Raw genomic sequence first — 15133 nt, 5'->3', positions numbered from 1 at the left:
AGTACTTCTGCTGTAGCGAAGAGCGTTGAAACTGAAAGTGGGGAAAATATCTCGGACTACGACCAGACAATTAACTTTGAGATGATTTCTTCTTCCCGCTCGCGTTCAATCTTCGGTAGCGCCAAGCTCACCTGAATATGGGCATAAGCCATTGTCGGCGCGGCGGTGAGCGCGGCACAAGCGGCGTGCGGGCGCGCTTGAACGGCTCATCTATTCTATTCGCCGGCGAAAGCCTGTAGCGCCTCCTCGGCTGGGATCGTGACGACGCGCCCGTTCACGACGATCAGCTCATTCTGCTGAAGCCGCGACAGGGCGCGTGAAACGACTTCGCGCACGGTGCCGATCCGCGCCGCGATCTGCTGGTTGGTTAAGACCAGCTCAAAGACGACTTCCTTACCTGTGCGCCTGCCATGCGCCCGCGCCTCGTCGAGCAGCAATCGCGCCAGGCGCTCGTCCACTTCATGCAGCGAAAGCGATTCGACCAGCTCGGCGCAGCGGCGCAGCCGCGTGGCCAGCAATTTGAGGGTCGCCAAAGCGATGTTCGGGTGGCTCAGACATAACTTGCGCACGTCCCGCTTGTCTATGAAGAGGATGAGCGAGTCCTCATTGGATCAATATGGGAGCCGTTGCCATCACGACGCTCGCCGGGGCGCGGCTGATCCTTGCCGCCCCCGATTGGACGCTGCTCGGCGAGACGCTGCCTTTCCTCAAAGGGTTCACGCTATTCTTCTGGGCGGCGGGCACATGGTGGATACCCCTGCTGGTCATCCTCGGAATCTGGCGGCACGTTTACAAGCGCCTGCCGCTGACCTACGAGCCGCAGTACTGGGGAATGGTCTTTCCTTTAGGCATGTACACAGCCTGTACCTTCCAGTTATCAAAAGCGATCAACTTCGAATCCTTGCTGTTGATCCCCCGCTACTTTATTTATGTGGCGCTCGCCGCATGGCTGTTGGCGTTCGTTGGGCTGGTGCGTGGCCTGCTGTTCAAGCAAGCCTGAGCTTAAGCGGCGATGGAGGCCGGCAGCGCGCGCTTGTGCTAGACTGCCAGCGCCAGAGGCATTCGTTTGCGTTTGCCCTGTGGCGCAATCTAACAGATTGCGCCACCTACAAAGGAGAGCGTGTATGATTCGCTACCTTTACTTGCTGCTGTGCGTCTTAGGCGTCGCCCTGCCGAACTCGCAGTTGCTGCCCTTCTTGCGCGAGCATGGGATGAACCTCCCTCTGTTCGTCGAGCAGTTATTTGCCAACCGAATCTCCGGCTTATTTGGTCTTGACGTTATCGTTTCTTCGCTGGTGCTGTGGGTCTTCGTGTATACCGAAGGCCGCCGCCGGCAGATGAGACATCTCTGGTCGTACGTCGTCTGCAACCTGCTCTTGGGCTTGTCGCTCGCCTTACCGCTGTTCCTCTACGTCAGAGAGAAGCGGCTGCATGAGAAGCGCGGCGCGGCGGCAATGCCTTAGAGCAGCTTTCGGTTGCCTATGACCTGGGAGCGCGTGCATCTTGCCCGCCGGTATTGCGCATGCGAAAGCTTGCGGGCGAGACGCCCGCGCTCCCAGGCTACACCCGATTGATAACCGCTCTCCAACTTACTTACCTGAGAGCCTGGCCAGCGCCGCATCACACTCGGCGATCTTCGCCGCCTCTTCTTCGGGCACGCCATACTCGACGCTGGCGAACTCGCCGCGCTCTTTCAAGTCTTTCAAAATATCATAGCTGTGTTGATAACCGTCGCGCGCCGCCCGCCAGTGATCGGCCTGACGGCTCGGCTGTCGCTCGCGCCCCGCCATCGTCACATGAATCTGGCCGAGTATTGAATAGCTCGACGAAAGCAATCCGCGATACTCGGCGTTCGTCGGGTTGACTTCGCTAAGCACGGCGATGATCGCGCGCGCCTCTTCGGCAACCGTCAGGGCTTGCGCCCCCTTGCCGTTCAGCGCCAGCGCCAGGCCCAGGTGGATATGACCGTAAGCCATCTCGGCGCGCGCGAATTCGTTGTACGGCTCGTTGACGGCGAAATACCTGTAGATCGCCGCGGCGCGCTCGATGGCCCGCAAGGCTTCGGCGTATTGATTGAGCTTGAGCAGGGCGCGGCCCAGGTTGATCTGCGCCGAAGCGACGTTACGCCGCGCCTGCGCGTCTGCCGGGTCGGCGGCGGCGACCGGCTCCATGATGGCGGCGGCGCGGCGATAACTTTCCGCCGCGGCGCGCGGGTTGCCCGCGTGCATATGCACGTCGCCGATGTCCTGGCAGGCCTTCGCCAATGACTTTTGGAATTCTGGATTGTTTGGCTCGGCGGCGGCGATCTGCTCGTCAATCCGCAGAGCTTTTTGAAAGGTATCGAGCGCGCCGGCAAGCTCGCCGCGCTCGCCCTGCGCCTGGCCGAGCAGGGTCAGCGTCGCCGACATATCGTGACGCACGCCTTTGTCGTCGGGGTAAGCGGCCATCAGCCGTTCGCCGAGCGCCTGGCCCTTGCGCAGGCTCTCAAGCCCGGCGTTGAGGTCGCCGGTTTCCGCCAGCGCATAAGCCAAATTGCGATAGCCGGCCCATAGCTCGCGGCTCGTCGGCAGGTCGAGCCGATCACCTTCAGCCATCCCTTCGATCAGGCGTATGCCCTCGTGATAGGCTTCCTGAGCCAGTTTCGTGTCGCCTGTGCGCCAGCCGATGTCACCGATGCGCAGATAACTGACGGCCAGAGCGCGCCGATCATCGTCGCTATCCGGGTGCTTCCTTGCCAGTTCGGCGCGAATGGCCTGCGCTTTCTGATAACTGATGAGCGCGCCGGCAGGGTCGCCGAGGTTAGCGAAAAGTGGGTTGCCCTGCACGTCGCCGACTTTCTGGTAAGCCGTCGCCAGCTCGCGCTGCAATGACGAATCGCTGCCGCCTTCGCGGGCGAGATCGTCCAGGTATTCGAGCGCCCGCCGGACGACCAGCTCGCGCGCCGGTGTCGAGCCCGGCAGGTCTTTGATGGCGTCATGGAACTCGAACAGAAACGAGCTTGCCAGATGCCGCACATCGTTGAAGCGGCGCTCGGCGCGGGCGCGTTGTTGCAAGGTCATGACCGCGCCGGCAATCAGCGAAGCGAGAATGAGCACGGCGGCGAGCATCCCTGCGCGGTGCCGCCTGACGAATTTCGCCGTGCGGTAAGTGAGCGTGTCTTTGCGAGCGATGACCGGGCGGCCATCAAGGTGGCGGCGAATGTCGTTGGCCAACTGGTCAACCGAAGCGTAGCGCCGCGCCGGCTCTTTGCGCATCGCCATCAGCACGATGTTGTCGAGATCGCCTGCCAGCCGCCGGCGCAGCTTTTCGGGATTGCTGTCGCGCGTCCGGCTGATGGTTTCAGGCGTCACCTGAATGGTTCCGGTGCCGTCTGCAAGCGGGTAGGTTTCGACGCGCCCGACGACGGTGCTGGGTCGCTGCGGCTCTTCTTCGCAGACGACGCGGGCCACTTCAAGCGGCGTGCGATTGCTGATCCGGTAAGGGCGGTGGCCCGTCAGTAATTCGTACAACAGGACGCCGAGCGAATAGACATCGCTTGCCGTCGTGATGGCTTCGCCCTTGACCTGTTCGGGGCTGGCGTATTCCGGCGTCATCAAGCGCACGGCGACGGCGGTGGCTTCAATCGTGTGCGCCACCAGATCAGGATTCAAGAGCTTGGCGATGCCAAAGTCGAGCAGCTTCGGTATGCCATCGGCGGTCACCAGGATGTTTGACGGCTTGATGTCGCGGTGGATGACGAGGTTCTGGTGCGCGTAATGGATGGCGGCGCAGACCTTTTGAAAGAGCCGCAAGCGTTCGACGGTTGATAGCTGTTGCTCGTCGGCATATTGGTTAATGGGCCGTCCTTCGATGTATTCCATCACGAAGTAAGGCCGGCCATCCGCCGTGGTGCCGCCGTCTAAGAGGCGGGCGATGTTCGGGTGGTTGAGCGCGGCGAGGATTTGCCGCTCGCTCAGAAAGCGCCGCACCACGAACTCTGAATCCATGCCGCGCTTGATGAGCTTGATGGCGACCTGTTGCTTGAATTCGCCGGTGTCGCGCTCGGCCAGATAGACCGCGCCCATGCCGCCCTGGCCGATGCGTCGCAGGAGGCGATAAGCGCCGATGTGTGTGTCGTCGAGGAGCCTCTGCTGTTCGTTTGCCGATAGCGCGATGGTGTCGGCGTCCTGCATAAAAGCCGTCGGCCCTTCGGCATTCGTCACGCCCTGGAATTGACCCGACGCCTCGCGTATGGCGATGGTCGTTTCGACGTCGAGGCGCAGCCCTTCATCTGTGCAAGCGCGGTCGAGGTAGGCCGTGCGCTGGCCGGGCGCGAATTGCAGCGCCGCTTCGACGATCTCGCTGATCCGCCGGTCGCGGTCGGTTAGGATTTCGGATTCCATACAACTACACAACTATAAATGGCCCAAGCCGTCAGCTTCAAGTGTGGCCGCAAGGGCAGTAGGGTCTATTCATTCTCCGGACTTAAACCGCCAAGACGCCAAGGCCGCCAAGAGAAGACAGAGCTTTTCTTGGCGGTCTTGGCGTCTTGGCGGTTCATCCCCCAATGGTTATTCGAGAATGAATAGGCCCTGGCAAGGGCAGGGAAACGTCGGACGTGACGGACTGGAAACGCGGCGATGGCGATGCGATGTTGTCTAGAATCGCCGCGCGGGGATAAACTTCTATTACCGATGGCCGCGGAATCACCAGACAAACAGCAATGCGCGGGGTGCGGCGCGACACTGGCCGCGAACCTGCGCTACTGCGTCAACTGCTATCGCCCGGTGGCGGGTGCCCGCCCATCGCGGGCGCACGTCGAGACGGCTCGGCAAGTAGAGACCACGCACCGCCCCGACCCGACGACGGTTTTTCTACCCGAAGTTCATGAAGCCAACTTGCGCCGCGCCCGCCGCCGCAAGCGCGCCGCCATCATTTCTGCAACCGTCATCCCGCTCGCCGCCGCCGCCATCGCCACCTGGCTGGCGCTGACGCATCAATCGCCCGAGCAGCGTCAGTCGCTGGCGCGCAGCGAGATGGCCCGCCGCGAGTTACGCCTGATGGCCGAGGCGCTCGAACACTTTCGCAATGACATCGGGCGTTACCCGACGGGCGTCGAAGGGCTGCATGGCCTGATCAACCGCCCGGCGGCCTTCAGGCCGAGCGACGACGCGCGGGTCAATCAGTGGCTCGGGCCGTACATGGAGCGGCTGCCCGAAGTTGACCCGTGGGGCAACGATTATGTCTACGAGGTGACCGAAGCGGGGCAGGGATTCTTGCTCTACTCGCACGGGCCGGGGGGCGAAACCGGCTCTGATGGCCAGTTCCAGGTGACCTCGTCGGGGCAGGCGCGGGAGTAATCACTAATTCCGCCGCCTTCCCGGAAGCGGTTTCCCGGCAAAATCGCCAGGCGCTGATCGCCGAGGTCGCCGCTTGGAAAGAACGCCTGGGCAATACGCCGGTAATCCGTTGAGTGTTTGCTCCGAGAAACGGCTATAATGAAAAACACAGGGCGATGATGATCAAGACGATTCGAGTGGGCGACACCATCGGCTTCAGGACGTTCTCGAAGGCCATCCGTTACGGCCAAGTCGTCGAGCTAGTGATGCGCGGCAAGGAGGGCCGCCCTTCGCGCCGTGATGAAATCAACGTCCGGCTCAAGCCCGACGGTCACGTCGTGATGGTGCAGCGCTGGCGCATCGCCGAGCGTTACGACGGCAAAAAGTTATGAGGTTCTTTAACGCAACGAATCCAGCAATGCGGCGCGCGGTGGTCTTTACGGCACTGACCTGTGCGCTGCTACTCCCCTTTGACGCCGAGGCGCAGAAGCGCAAGAAGAAGCCGCCGCGCAATCCGCCAGGCGAGCTTGCTCAGCGCATCGCCAAAGCCAAAGATGAAGTTGTCGCCGCGGCCCAGAATTATAAAGAGAGCCTCGGCAAGCTGCTGGTCTTTCAAGAAGGCGATGTGAAAACGGCCAGCGAAACCGTTGAGAAGCGCAAGGCGCTGGTTGAGCAGCAGATCGTTTCAAAGCGCGAGCTTGAAGAGAGCGAGCGCGCGCTTGCCGCCGCGCAAGCGAAAGTCACCGAGACGCGACGCCAGATGACCGAGGCCGATCAGTTGATCGCCGAAGCCACCGCCGAAAAACAACTGGCCTTGATGCCGCCGCCGCGCGTCGGCACGACGGTCAGCAACGCGGTGCTCATCCGCTACAGCGGCGCGCACTGGGCGCTCACGGATTCGGCAAAAGTCCAGAGCTTCTTCGTCGGCCAGTTTCACCACGCCCTGCCCATCAGCGCCTTTGGGCAGACCGCCACGCATACACATCTCGGTTTCGATCACAGCAATGCGATGGACGTTGCCGTCCATCCCGACAGCGCCGAAGGGCAGGCGCTGATGGCTTACCTGCGCAGCCAGGGGATTCCCTTCATCGCCTTTCGCCAGGCCGTGTCAGGGTCGGCCACCGGCGCGCACATCCACGTCGGCTACCCTTCACACCGCTTCAAGTGAATGCGCGCTACGCGCGAAGGCAAAGGTGAAAAGTAAAAAGGCAAAAGGTCGGCAGGGGATTCAATAAATCGCCTCAGGCTACCTCTTAATCCGGCTCCAGCCTTTTGCCCTTTGCCTTTTGCCTTTTGCCTTCCTCGTGCTATCCTCTCGTCACCCGTTGGCGTGGTCGATCATCAACGCGAGAGCATGAGCATGAAGATCAAGATTTTGCTGACAGCCGTCATGGCCCTGGCGCTGGCCATCGGCATCGGCGGCAAGGCCCGTCCGTCGTCAGCCGCCGCGATCACCAAAGCCGCGCAACAGTTTCTCGCCTCCTTGACCGCCGAGCAGCGCGCCAAAGCACTCATGGAGTTTAATGACGAAGAGCGCTTCAACTGGTTCTACGTGCCGCGCGCCCGGCGCGGCATCCCGCTCAAAGAACTCGACGATCATCAGCGCCGGTTAGCCCAGGACTTCCTCAAGGCAACGCTCAGCCAGCGCGGCTATTACAAGGCGACGACCATCATGGAGATCGAGCTGGTGCTGCGCGAGATGGAATCGCCAACACCCGGCGATGCCGCCACCGCCGCGCGCCGTGATCCGGCGCTCTATTACTTTTCTTTCTTCGGCCAGCCTTCGGATAAAGCCGCCTGGGGCTGGCGCATCGAAGGCCATCACCTGTCGCTCAATTTTACGGCGATCAATGGCCGCGTTGCCGCCACGACGCCGAGCTTCTTCGGCTCGAACCCCGCGGAAGTCCGCCAGGGGCCGCGCCGCGGCTTGCGCGTCCTGGCCGCCGAAGAGGACATCGCCCGCGAGCTGCTCCATACGTTCAGCGACGCGCAACGCGCCAAAATTATCTTTCAAGCCGACGCTTTTTCCGACGTCGTTACGACCAATGCCAAGCGTGTGGATCCGCTGGCGCCGGTCGGCATCCCCGCCAGCCAATTCAATGCGCAACAGATGAGCCTGCTGGTGCGCTTGCTTGAAGAGTACGCCGGCGCGATGCCGGCTGATCTGGCGACGCAGCGCATGGAGAAAGTAAGGCAGGCAGGCTTAGAAAAAATCTGGTTCGGCTGGGCCGGCGGCACAGAGCTGGGGCAGCCGCATTATTACCGCTTGCAGGGGCCGACGTTTGTCATCGAATACGACAATACGCAGAACAACGCCAATCATGTCCACAGCGTGTGGCGTGATTTTCAGGGCGATTATGGCCGAGACTTGCTGCGCGAGCATTACTTGAACGCGCCGCACCATCATTCGCATTGAGCGGCGGCAAACTTCATAAAGAGCGATGAACTCTTCGGCAGAGCAAATGAACGTCGGCACCGAGTGGATGATCGATGCGCGCGGTTGCAAGTCAGAGCCGCTCGCAGACCTCTGTCACATGCGCCGGTTGTGCGAACGGATCATCCGCGAGCTTGATCTGAAAGTGATCGGCGACGGCCAGTGGCATCAGTTCGCCGCGCCGGGCGGCGTCACCGGCCTTTACCTGCTGACCGAATCGCACCTTGCCTGTCACACCTATCCTGAGCTTGGCGTTGCCACCTTCAATCTCTACTGCTGCCGCCCGCGCCCGCGCTGGCTGTGGGAAGCGCGCTTGCAAGCGATGCTCGGCGCGGCCAGCGTGAGCGTAAAATGTTTCACTCGCGAGGCGGTCGGTAATGATGCTGTGCCGGCTGACAACGCCCTCGCCATCCATGAGGTGGCCAACCCGTGAGCCCTGTGCAAGCATCCTGCCCGGCCTGTGGCGCGCCGATTCAATTTAAGATCGGCTCGTCCGTCGTCGTCGTCTGCGAGTATTGCAACTCGGTCGTGGCGCGCGGCGACCGCCGGCTCGAAGACCTCGGCAAGATCGCCGATCTGGTCGAAACCGGCTCGCCCTTGCAAGTCGGACTGCGCGGCGTCTATCGCGGTGCCGCTTTCGAGCTGACGGGCCGCGCCCAGCTCGGCCACGCTGCCGGCGGCCTCTGGGACGAATGGTACGCCGCCTTTCAAGATGGCCGCTGGGGCTGGCTGGCCGAAGCGCAGGGCCGCTTCTATCTCACCTTTCCCGGCAGCATCCCGCAGCAAGCCTTGATCGAGCCATTCGACACGCTTGAGCTGGGCGAGCCGGTGCCGTCGCTGCCGCTGCAAGTGCCGTTGATCGTCGCCGAAAAAGGCACGGCGCGCATGCTCGGCGCTAAAGGTGAGATACCTTACAAAGTCACGCCCGGCGAGCAGTACGAGTACGCCGACCTGTCGGGGCCGCACGGCGAGTTTGCGACGCTCGATTACAGCGAGCAGCCGCCGCTGGTCTTCATCGGGCGCGAGCTGCATCTGTCGGAGCTTGGCTTTCCGCCCGACGTTGTGCCGCCCGAGCATGAGTTTCGCCGCGTCGGCGCCACGCAGCTCAACTGTCCACAGTGCGGCGGGCCGCTTGAGCTGCGCGCCCCCGACAAGTCCGAGCGCGTCACCTGTCCTAATTGCAGCTCATTGCTCGACGTCAGCCAGGGCAAGCTGGCGTTCCTTAAAGCGCTCGACCCGCGCGTCAAGCCCATGATCCCGCTCGGCTCCATAGGCCAGTTCAACGGCACGCGCTTTATGTTGATCGGCTTCATGGTTCGCAGCGTCGAATTCGAAGGCGTCCGCTATTACTGGGAAGAGTACCTGCTCTACGAGCCGCAGGTCGGCTTTCGCTGGCTGGTGCGCAGCGACGACAACTGGAACTTTGTCGAAACGGTGCCGCCCGCCGCTGTCACGACGTCAGGCAATCGCGCCGTGACCTATGAGGGCAAACGCTTCAAGCTCTATCAAGACGCCGCGGCGCGCGTCGAGCATGTTTACGGCGAGTTCTACTGGAAGGTGATGACCGGCGAAGTCGTGCGCGCCGCCGATTACATCGCGCCGCCGTTGATGCTATCGCTGGAGACCAGCCATACCGTCGAAGCGCCGCCCGATGCGAAGGCGAAGAAGCCGGCAAAGGCGGCCAGGGCGAGCGAGATTAACTGGTCGCTGGGCCGATTCGTCAAGCCGCAAGAAGTCGAGCAGGCGTTCGGCATCAGCGGTCTGCCGCGCCCGTCGAAGATCGCGCCCAACCAGCCATACCCGCATAAGAAGATTTATAAGTACTGGGGCCTGCTGCTGCTGGCCAGCATTGCTACAGCCATCGTGCTTGCGGCGACGACGCGCCCGCAAAAAGTCTTCGAGCAGACCTACACGCTCGAACCGATCAAGAGTCTCGAAGATTCGCAGGTGCGCTTCTCCGAGCCGTTCGAGCTCAAGGGCCGAAAGAACGTTGTCATCACCGCGGCGGCCAGCGTTGATAATTCGTGGGTCGAGATCGAAGGCGATCTGATTAACCAGGCGACCGACGAGAGCGAAGCCTTCTCGCTGCCCGTCGAATATTACTCCGGCGTAGAGGATGGCGAGTCGTGGAGCGAAGGCAACCGCTCGCCGGACGTTTACCTGTCGGCGCAGCCCGCGGGCACCTACATTCTCGGCTTCGAAGCGCGCTGGGAGAAATTCCAGCAGCCGATGGCCGTCACGTTGCGCGTCGAGCAAGGCGTCTTCAATGGCGGCTACATCGTGCTCGTGTTGTTCTTGCTGTCGCTATTTCCCATCGTGATGTTGATCTATCACTGGCGCTTTGAAGCCAAACGCTGGGCCGATAGCGACTACAGCCCATATCAATCGAGTTCGTAAACAGAGGGAAGACGAATGCTGAGTCGAGCTTATCTCATCATCGGGTTGTTGATCGTTGGCGGCTATGGGTTGCTGGCCTTCACCGGCAAAGAGCTGGGCAGCTCGCACCGCGAAAAGATTCCCGCGGATGTGCGTCAGTCGCCGGGCGGCTACCGCTCGTTTCATTCCGTCAGCATCTGGCACTCAGGTTATAGAGGAGGAAAATAATGCCCATCAATTGGCTCGCTAACGCAACCTTATTCGCGCCGCTCGGGCGGCTGACCGCCATGTTTGTTCCCCTGCAACTCGGTGGCCTGGCGGAGTTGATTGTGGCGACGCTGGCGTTTTCGATTCTGGGAATCCTGCTATTCGCGCTGGCCTTCTGGGTCATCGTCAAAGTCGCGCCGTTTTCGGTGCGCAAAGAGCTTGAAGACGACCAGAACATCGCCCTCGGCATCGTCATCGCCTCGGTCATCATCGGCATCGCGCTGATCGTTTCGGCGGCAGTGCATGGGTAGCATCGGGGGCGAGGGACAAGGGGCTAAGGGCTAGAGGTCAGTTCAGCGCCTCTCGTCTCTGCTCCCCAGTCCCTAATCCCTAACCCCTGGCCCCTTGTCATGAACACGCCGGTCTTATTCCTCAATGTCCTGATCATCGCCACCTGCGGGCTGGTTTACGAGCTGCTTGCCGGCACGCTTGCCAGTTATGTGCTGGGCGACGACATCACGCAGTTCTCCCTGATTATCGGCATCTACCTGTTTGCGCTCGGCGCCGGCGCGTGGCTGTCGCGCTATATCGATAAGGGATTGGCGCGGCGCTTCATCGAAGTCGAGCTGGCGGTCGCGCTGCTCGGCGGGGCGTCGGCGCCGCTGCTGTTCTTGAGCTTTGCGCGGCTGAGCTGGTTTCACGTCGCGCTCTACGGCATCGTCTTTGCCGTCGGCACGCTGGTCGGCCTGGAGCTGCCGCTGCTGATGCGTATCCTGAAAGACAACCTCGATTTCAAAGAGCTGGTGTCGCGCGTGCTGACCTTTGATTATGTCGGCGCGCTGGTGGCTTCGATCCTTTTTCCGCTTTTCTTCGTGCCGCGCATGGGACTGGTGCGCACCTCGCTTTTATTCGGCCTGCTGAATGCGGGCGTCGGCTTGTGGGCGACATGGTTTATGCGCCCGCTGATTCCGGGCAGCGTCACCGGCCTGCGGGTTCGCGCCGTGATCGTCATGGCGTTGCTCTTGATCGGCGTCATCAAAGCCAACACGCTGACGTCGCTTGCCGAAGACGAGCTGTTTGCCGACGAGATCGTCTATTCGCGCACCACCCCCTATCAACGCATCGTTGTCACACGGGGCCGCGCCGGCTTCCAGTTGTTTTTGAATGGCCACCTGCAATTCAGCTCGGCGGACGAATACCGCTATCACGAAGCGCTGGTGCATCCAGCGATGATGCTCTCGAACAACCCGCGTCGCGTGCTGGTCTGCGGCGGCGGTGACGGGCTGGCGCTGCGCGAGATTCGCCGCTATCCATCGGTCGAATCGATCACGCTCGTAGACCTCGACCCGGCGATGACGCGACTTTCGACGAGCTTCCCGCCGCTCGCCGATTTGAATCAGCATTCGTATGATGACCCGCGCGTCCGCGTCGTCAACAAGGATGCGATGATCTGGCTGGAAGAGACCGACGAGCAGTTCGACGCGGCGATCATCGATTTCCCCGACCCGAATACGTTTGCCCTGGGCAAGCTCTACACGACGCGCTTTTATCGTTTGCTGAAATCGCGCCTCTCGCCGGCGGCGGCCATCAGTGTGCAGAGCACATCACCGCTGTTTGCGCGCAAGTCTTACTGGTGCATTATGCGAACGATTGAGGCGGCAGGCTTCACCGTCAAGCCGTATCAGACGACGGTGCCATCGTTCGGCGTCTGGGGCTACGCGCTGGCCCGCGTCGCGCCATTCGATCCGCCGTCGGTTGCGCCGCCGGGCTTGCGTTATTTAGATGACAAAGCGATGGCGGCGCTGTTTGTGCTGCCGGCTGATCTCGACGCGCTGCCGGTCGAAGTCAATCGGTTAGATAATCAGGCACTGGTGCGTTACTACGAATCGGAATGGAAGCGGTATGAGTAAAGCCGCCAGTCATCATTCGGTCTCGCGGCGCGAGATGCTGGCGACGATGCTCGGATTACCGGCGGCGCTGGCGGCGTGTCGCTCGAATGAAGCGCCGCGCTTGCCTGGAGGCGAGATTGTCGGCGCGTCGGATGGTTTCGGCCATCGCTTGCGAGACCGGTTAAATATCGAAGTGCCGCAAGACCGCTGGGAGAAAGCGACAGTCGTCATCGTCGGCGGCGGGGTCGCGGGACTGGCGGCGGCGCGGCAGTTGTTGAGAGCCGGCGTTGAAGATTTCGTGATGCTTGAGCTTGAGCGCGCGCCGGGCGGCACGGCACGCAGCGGCTCGTCAGCGGTGGTCGCTTATCCGTGGGGCGCGCACTATCTGCCCGCGCCGATGAAAGAGAACGTCGCGCTGGTTGAGCTGCTCGACGAGATGGGCATCGTTGAAGGGCGGACGGCGGACGGCGAGCCGATCATCGGGGAGCAGTTCCTTTGCCGCGACCCCGAAGAACGAATCTATTACAAGGGCCGCTGGTATGAAGGCTTATACTTGCGCGCCGGCGCTTCGACGGATGACCTGGCGCAGCTCGACGCCTTCAACAAAGAGGTCGCGCGCTGGGTCGGCTGGCGCGATACGCGTGGGCGTCGCGCCTTCACGATTCCGCTGGCCAATTGCTCGGACGATACGGAAGCGACGGCGCTCGATCAACAGACTATGCGCCAGTGGATGGAGGCTCGCGGCTTCACCTCGTGGCGCTTGCGCTGGCTGGTGGACTACGCGTGCCGCGACGATTACGGCCTGACGCTTGAGCAGACAAGCGCCTGGGCCGGTCTGTTTTACTTCGCCTCGCGGGTCCGTAAGCCGGGCGGCGAAGCTGAGCCGCTGATGTCCTGGCCCGAAGGCAACGGGCGGCTGGTGGCGCATCTCTATCAAAGGGCGCAAGCGAAAATGCGGCTCGGCTTTGCGGCGGCGGAGATCATCCCGACCGAAGCGAATGGCGAGAGCGGCGTTGACGTAATCGCCATCACTCAAGATGGACAGACCGCCACGGGGATTCACGCCGGGCGCGTGATCTTTGCCGCGCCGCATTTTCTGAGTCGTTATGTGATTCGCGACTGGCGCGATGCGCCGCCGCCGCACATCGCCGAGTTTCATTATGGCGCGTGGTGGGTGGCCAATCTTTTCTTGAAAGACCGCCCCGAAGAGAATAGTTTTCCGCTGGCCTGGGATAATGTGCTGGTCGAGAGCAAATCGCTCGGCTATGTTGTCGCGACGCATCAGCAAGGGTTGGATCGCGGCCCGACGGTGTTCACTTATTACTACCCAATGTGCGACGATGATGATCCGCGTCAGGCGCGAGAAAAGCTGCTGGCGATGGAGTGGCGCGAGTTTGCCGATGTCGCCTTGACCGACCTGACGCGTCCGCACAGAGAGATTCGCTCACTGGTTGAACGGCTGGACGTGATGCGCTGGGGGCATGCGATGATCAGCCCGCGCCCCAATTTCGTCTGGCGCGCGGCTCGCCGTGACGCCGCGCGCCCGTATCGCAATATCCATTTCGCGCACACGGACCTGAGCGGCGTCGCCTTGTTTGAAGAAGCCTTCTATCATGGCATGCGCGCCGCCGACGAGGTGCTGGCGGCGACGCGGGGACGCCGAGGAGAGACGCGGGGACACGACGACGCGGCGACGCGGGGATGATGCGGCGCACCTTCTGTTCAGGCTGGTTCTAGCAGTAAAGAGTGGAGAAATGAGTTCAGTAGCAAGCAGCAAAATCACGACAGATTCGCCGCGTCGCCGCGCCGCCGTGTCGCCGCGTCGCGCCGCCTGGCTGTTCTCGCGCAATACCGACCTCACGGTCTTCCTGGGCAGCGCCGTCGTTTCATTGTTGGCGTTGTGGATCGGCGCGAGCGCCGGCGTGCTTACGGGCGACACGCCCGATTGGGCATGGGTGCCGGCGGTGCTGATGATCGATGTGGCGCATGTCTGGTCAACCGTCTTTCGCGTCTACCTCGACAAAGACGAGATGCAGCGCCGCCCGGCGCTCTACTGGCTGGTGCCGGTGATTGGCTTTGCCATCGGTGTGGCGTTGTACTCGGAAGGCGAGCATGTCTTCTGGCGCGCGCTGGCCTATGTGGCGGTCTTTCATTTCGTGCGCCAGCAATACGGCTGGGTGGCGCTTTATCGCGCGAAGGCCGGCGAGCGTGACGCACTCGGACGATGGGTTGACACCGTGGCGATCTATGCCGCGAGCATTTATCCGTTGATCTATTGGCATGCCCACTTGCCGCGCCGCTTCTGGTGGTTCATGACTGGCGACTTCACCGCGCTGCCGCTGCTGCTGGCGAAAGCCGCCGCGCCGCTTTACTGGCTGGCGATGGCGGCTTATGCGGCGAAGTCGCTGCACGCCTGGTTGATTAAGAAACAGGCAAATCTCGGGAAAGATATCGTTGTCGTGACGACCGCCGTTTGCTGGTATGTTGGCATCGTGGCGTACAACTCTGATTACGCCTTCACGGTGACCAATGTGGTGATTCATGGCGTGCCATACTTCGCGCTGATTTACTGGTACAGTCGCCGCCGCATGGGGCAGACCGGCGGGCGCGGCGTCTATCGCCTCTTTGCGCGCGGGCCGCTGCTGTTTCTCGCCAGCCTCTGGGCGATTGCTTACGTCGAAGAGCTCTTCTGGGATCGCGGCGTCTGGCAGGAGCGCAGCTGGCTCTTCGGCAGCCCGTGGGAGATCGGCGCATTAAAGCTAATCCTGGTGCCGCTACTCGCGCTGCCGCAGTTGACGCATTATGTTCTCGATGGCTTCGTCTGGAAGCGCAAGAACAATCCCGACTTCGCCCTTCTCGCCGCGAACGAACCCGCGCCCGCTGCCGATCATCCATGACTATGCGCGCCG

At 61.9% G+C, this 15133-nt stretch carries 15 protein-coding genes; 13 read left to right on the top strand and 2 right to left on the bottom strand.

Annotated elements, in window-relative coordinates:
• Nucleotides 1-215 precede the first annotated feature (215 nt).
• Complete coding sequence (locus VJ464_20445) at nucleotides 216-533, bottom strand: Crp/Fnr family transcriptional regulator (protein ID HKQ07506.1); 318 nt, start codon at nucleotides 531-533, stop codon at nucleotides 216-218.
• Nucleotides 534-616: 83 nt separating this feature from the next.
• On the opposite strand from VJ464_20445, the gene VJ464_20440 reads away from it, so the two are divergent.
• Complete coding sequence (locus VJ464_20440) at nucleotides 617-1000, top strand: tellurite resistance/C4-dicarboxylate transporter family protein (GenBank protein HKQ07505.1); 384 nt, start codon at nucleotides 617-619, stop codon at nucleotides 998-1000.
• A gap of 124 nt (nucleotides 1001-1124) precedes the next feature.
• On the top strand, nucleotides 1125-1463 hold the full coding sequence (locus tag VJ464_20435) for a DUF2834 domain-containing protein (GenBank protein ID HKQ07504.1): 339 nt from the start codon (nucleotides 1125-1127) through the stop codon (nucleotides 1461-1463).
• A gap of 126 nt (nucleotides 1464-1589) precedes the next feature.
• On the opposite strand, the gene VJ464_20430 is transcribed toward VJ464_20435, so the two are convergent.
• Nucleotides 1590-4382: a protein kinase gene (locus VJ464_20430; protein ID HKQ07503.1), complete on the bottom strand. Its 2793-nt coding sequence runs from the start codon at nucleotides 4380-4382 to the stop codon at nucleotides 1590-1592.
• 291 nt (nucleotides 4383-4673) lie between these two features.
• Between VJ464_20430 and VJ464_20425 the strand changes: the two genes are divergently transcribed.
• The 11 genes from VJ464_20425 (at nucleotide 4674) to VJ464_20375 (ending at nucleotide 15121) form a co-directional block, all read left to right on the top strand.
• Entirely contained in the window at nucleotides 4674-5339 is a 666-nt protein-coding gene (locus VJ464_20425; GenBank protein HKQ07502.1) for a type II secretion system protein GspG, read from the top strand.
• Nucleotides 5340-5494: 155 nt separating this feature from the next.
• On the top strand, nucleotides 5495-5710 hold the full coding sequence (locus tag VJ464_20420; GenBank protein ID HKQ07501.1) for a hypothetical protein: 216 nt from the start codon (nucleotides 5495-5497) through the stop codon (nucleotides 5708-5710).
• A 26-nt stretch (nucleotides 5711-5736) separates the two neighbouring features.
• Nucleotides 5737-6486, top strand: a complete 750-nt coding sequence (locus tag VJ464_20415) for a hypothetical protein (protein HKQ07500.1) — start codon at nucleotides 5737-5739, stop codon at nucleotides 6484-6486.
• Nucleotides 6487-6678: 192 nt separating this feature from the next.
• Nucleotides 6679-7734, top strand: coding sequence for a DUF3500 domain-containing protein (locus VJ464_20410; GenBank protein HKQ07499.1), 1056 nt, complete (start codon nucleotides 6679-6681; stop codon nucleotides 7732-7734).
• 25 nt (nucleotides 7735-7759) lie between these two features.
• A complete protein-coding gene (locus tag VJ464_20405; protein HKQ07498.1) occupies nucleotides 7760-8185 on the top strand; it encodes an S-adenosylmethionine decarboxylase in 426 nt (141 codons plus the stop codon).
• Nucleotides 8182-10149, top strand: coding sequence for a DUF4178 domain-containing protein (locus VJ464_20400; GenBank protein HKQ07497.1), 1968 nt, complete (start codon nucleotides 8182-8184; stop codon nucleotides 10147-10149). Before VJ464_20405 ends, VJ464_20400 begins: the two co-directional genes overlap by 4 nt.
• A gap of 15 nt (nucleotides 10150-10164) precedes the next feature.
• Complete coding sequence (locus VJ464_20395; GenBank protein ID HKQ07496.1) at nucleotides 10165-10356, top strand: hypothetical protein; 192 nt, start codon at nucleotides 10165-10167, stop codon at nucleotides 10354-10356.
• Nucleotides 10356-10646, top strand: coding sequence for a DUF350 domain-containing protein (locus tag VJ464_20390; protein ID HKQ07495.1), 291 nt, complete (start codon nucleotides 10356-10358; stop codon nucleotides 10644-10646). Before VJ464_20395 ends, VJ464_20390 begins: the two co-directional genes overlap by 1 nt.
• A 99-nt stretch (nucleotides 10647-10745) precedes the next feature.
• A complete protein-coding gene (locus VJ464_20385) occupies nucleotides 10746-12245 on the top strand; it encodes a polyamine aminopropyltransferase (GenBank protein ID HKQ07494.1) in 1500 nt (499 codons plus the stop codon).
• Complete coding sequence (locus tag VJ464_20380; GenBank protein ID HKQ07493.1) at nucleotides 12238-13929, top strand: FAD-dependent oxidoreductase; 1692 nt, start codon at nucleotides 12238-12240, stop codon at nucleotides 13927-13929. The genes VJ464_20385 and VJ464_20380 overlap by 8 nt, the downstream gene beginning before the upstream one ends.
• 49 nt (nucleotides 13930-13978) lie before the next feature.
• Entirely contained in the window at nucleotides 13979-15121 is a 1143-nt protein-coding gene (locus VJ464_20375) for a hypothetical protein (protein ID HKQ07492.1), read from the top strand.
• Nucleotides 15122-15133: the final 12 nt, after the last annotated feature.

It is taken from the genome of Blastocatellia bacterium, from assembly GCA_035275065.1.
Classification (GTDB): Bacteria; Acidobacteriota; Blastocatellia; order UBA7656; family UBA7656; genus DATENM01.
The sequence above is the reverse complement of the archived record's forward strand: the minus strand, read 5'-3'. Positions and strand labels throughout refer to the sequence as shown.

Coding starts and splice junctions, on each gene's coding strand:
- VJ464_20390 (HKQ07495.1), top strand. CDS start 10,356: ATGCCCATCAATTGGCTCGCTAACGCAACCTTATTCGCGCCGCTCGGG.
- VJ464_20430 (HKQ07503.1), bottom strand. CDS start 4,382: ATGGAATCCGAAATCCTAACCGACCGCGACCGGCGGATCAGCGAGATC.
- VJ464_20385 (HKQ07494.1), top strand. CDS start 10,746: ATGAACACGCCGGTCTTATTCCTCAATGTCCTGATCATCGCCACCTGC.
- VJ464_20440 (HKQ07505.1), top strand. CDS start 617: ATGGGAGCCGTTGCCATCACGACGCTCGCCGGGGCGCGGCTGATCCTT.
- VJ464_20380 (HKQ07493.1), top strand. CDS start 12,238: ATGAGTAAAGCCGCCAGTCATCATTCGGTCTCGCGGCGCGAGATGCTG.
- VJ464_20415 (HKQ07500.1), top strand. CDS start 5,737: ATGCGGCGCGCGGTGGTCTTTACGGCACTGACCTGTGCGCTGCTACTC.
- VJ464_20375 (HKQ07492.1), top strand. CDS start 13,979: ATGAGTTCAGTAGCAAGCAGCAAAATCACGACAGATTCGCCGCGTCGC.
- VJ464_20405 (HKQ07498.1), top strand. CDS start 7,760: ATGAACTCTTCGGCAGAGCAAATGAACGTCGGCACCGAGTGGATGATC.
- VJ464_20395 (HKQ07496.1), top strand. CDS start 10,165: ATGCTGAGTCGAGCTTATCTCATCATCGGGTTGTTGATCGTTGGCGGC.
- VJ464_20410 (HKQ07499.1), top strand. CDS start 6,679: ATGAAGATCAAGATTTTGCTGACAGCCGTCATGGCCCTGGCGCTGGCC.
- VJ464_20435 (HKQ07504.1), top strand. CDS start 1,125: ATGATTCGCTACCTTTACTTGCTGCTGTGCGTCTTAGGCGTCGCCCTG.
- VJ464_20425 (HKQ07502.1), top strand. CDS start 4,674: ATGGCCGCGGAATCACCAGACAAACAGCAATGCGCGGGGTGCGGCGCG.
- VJ464_20420 (HKQ07501.1), top strand. CDS start 5,495: ATGATGATCAAGACGATTCGAGTGGGCGACACCATCGGCTTCAGGACG.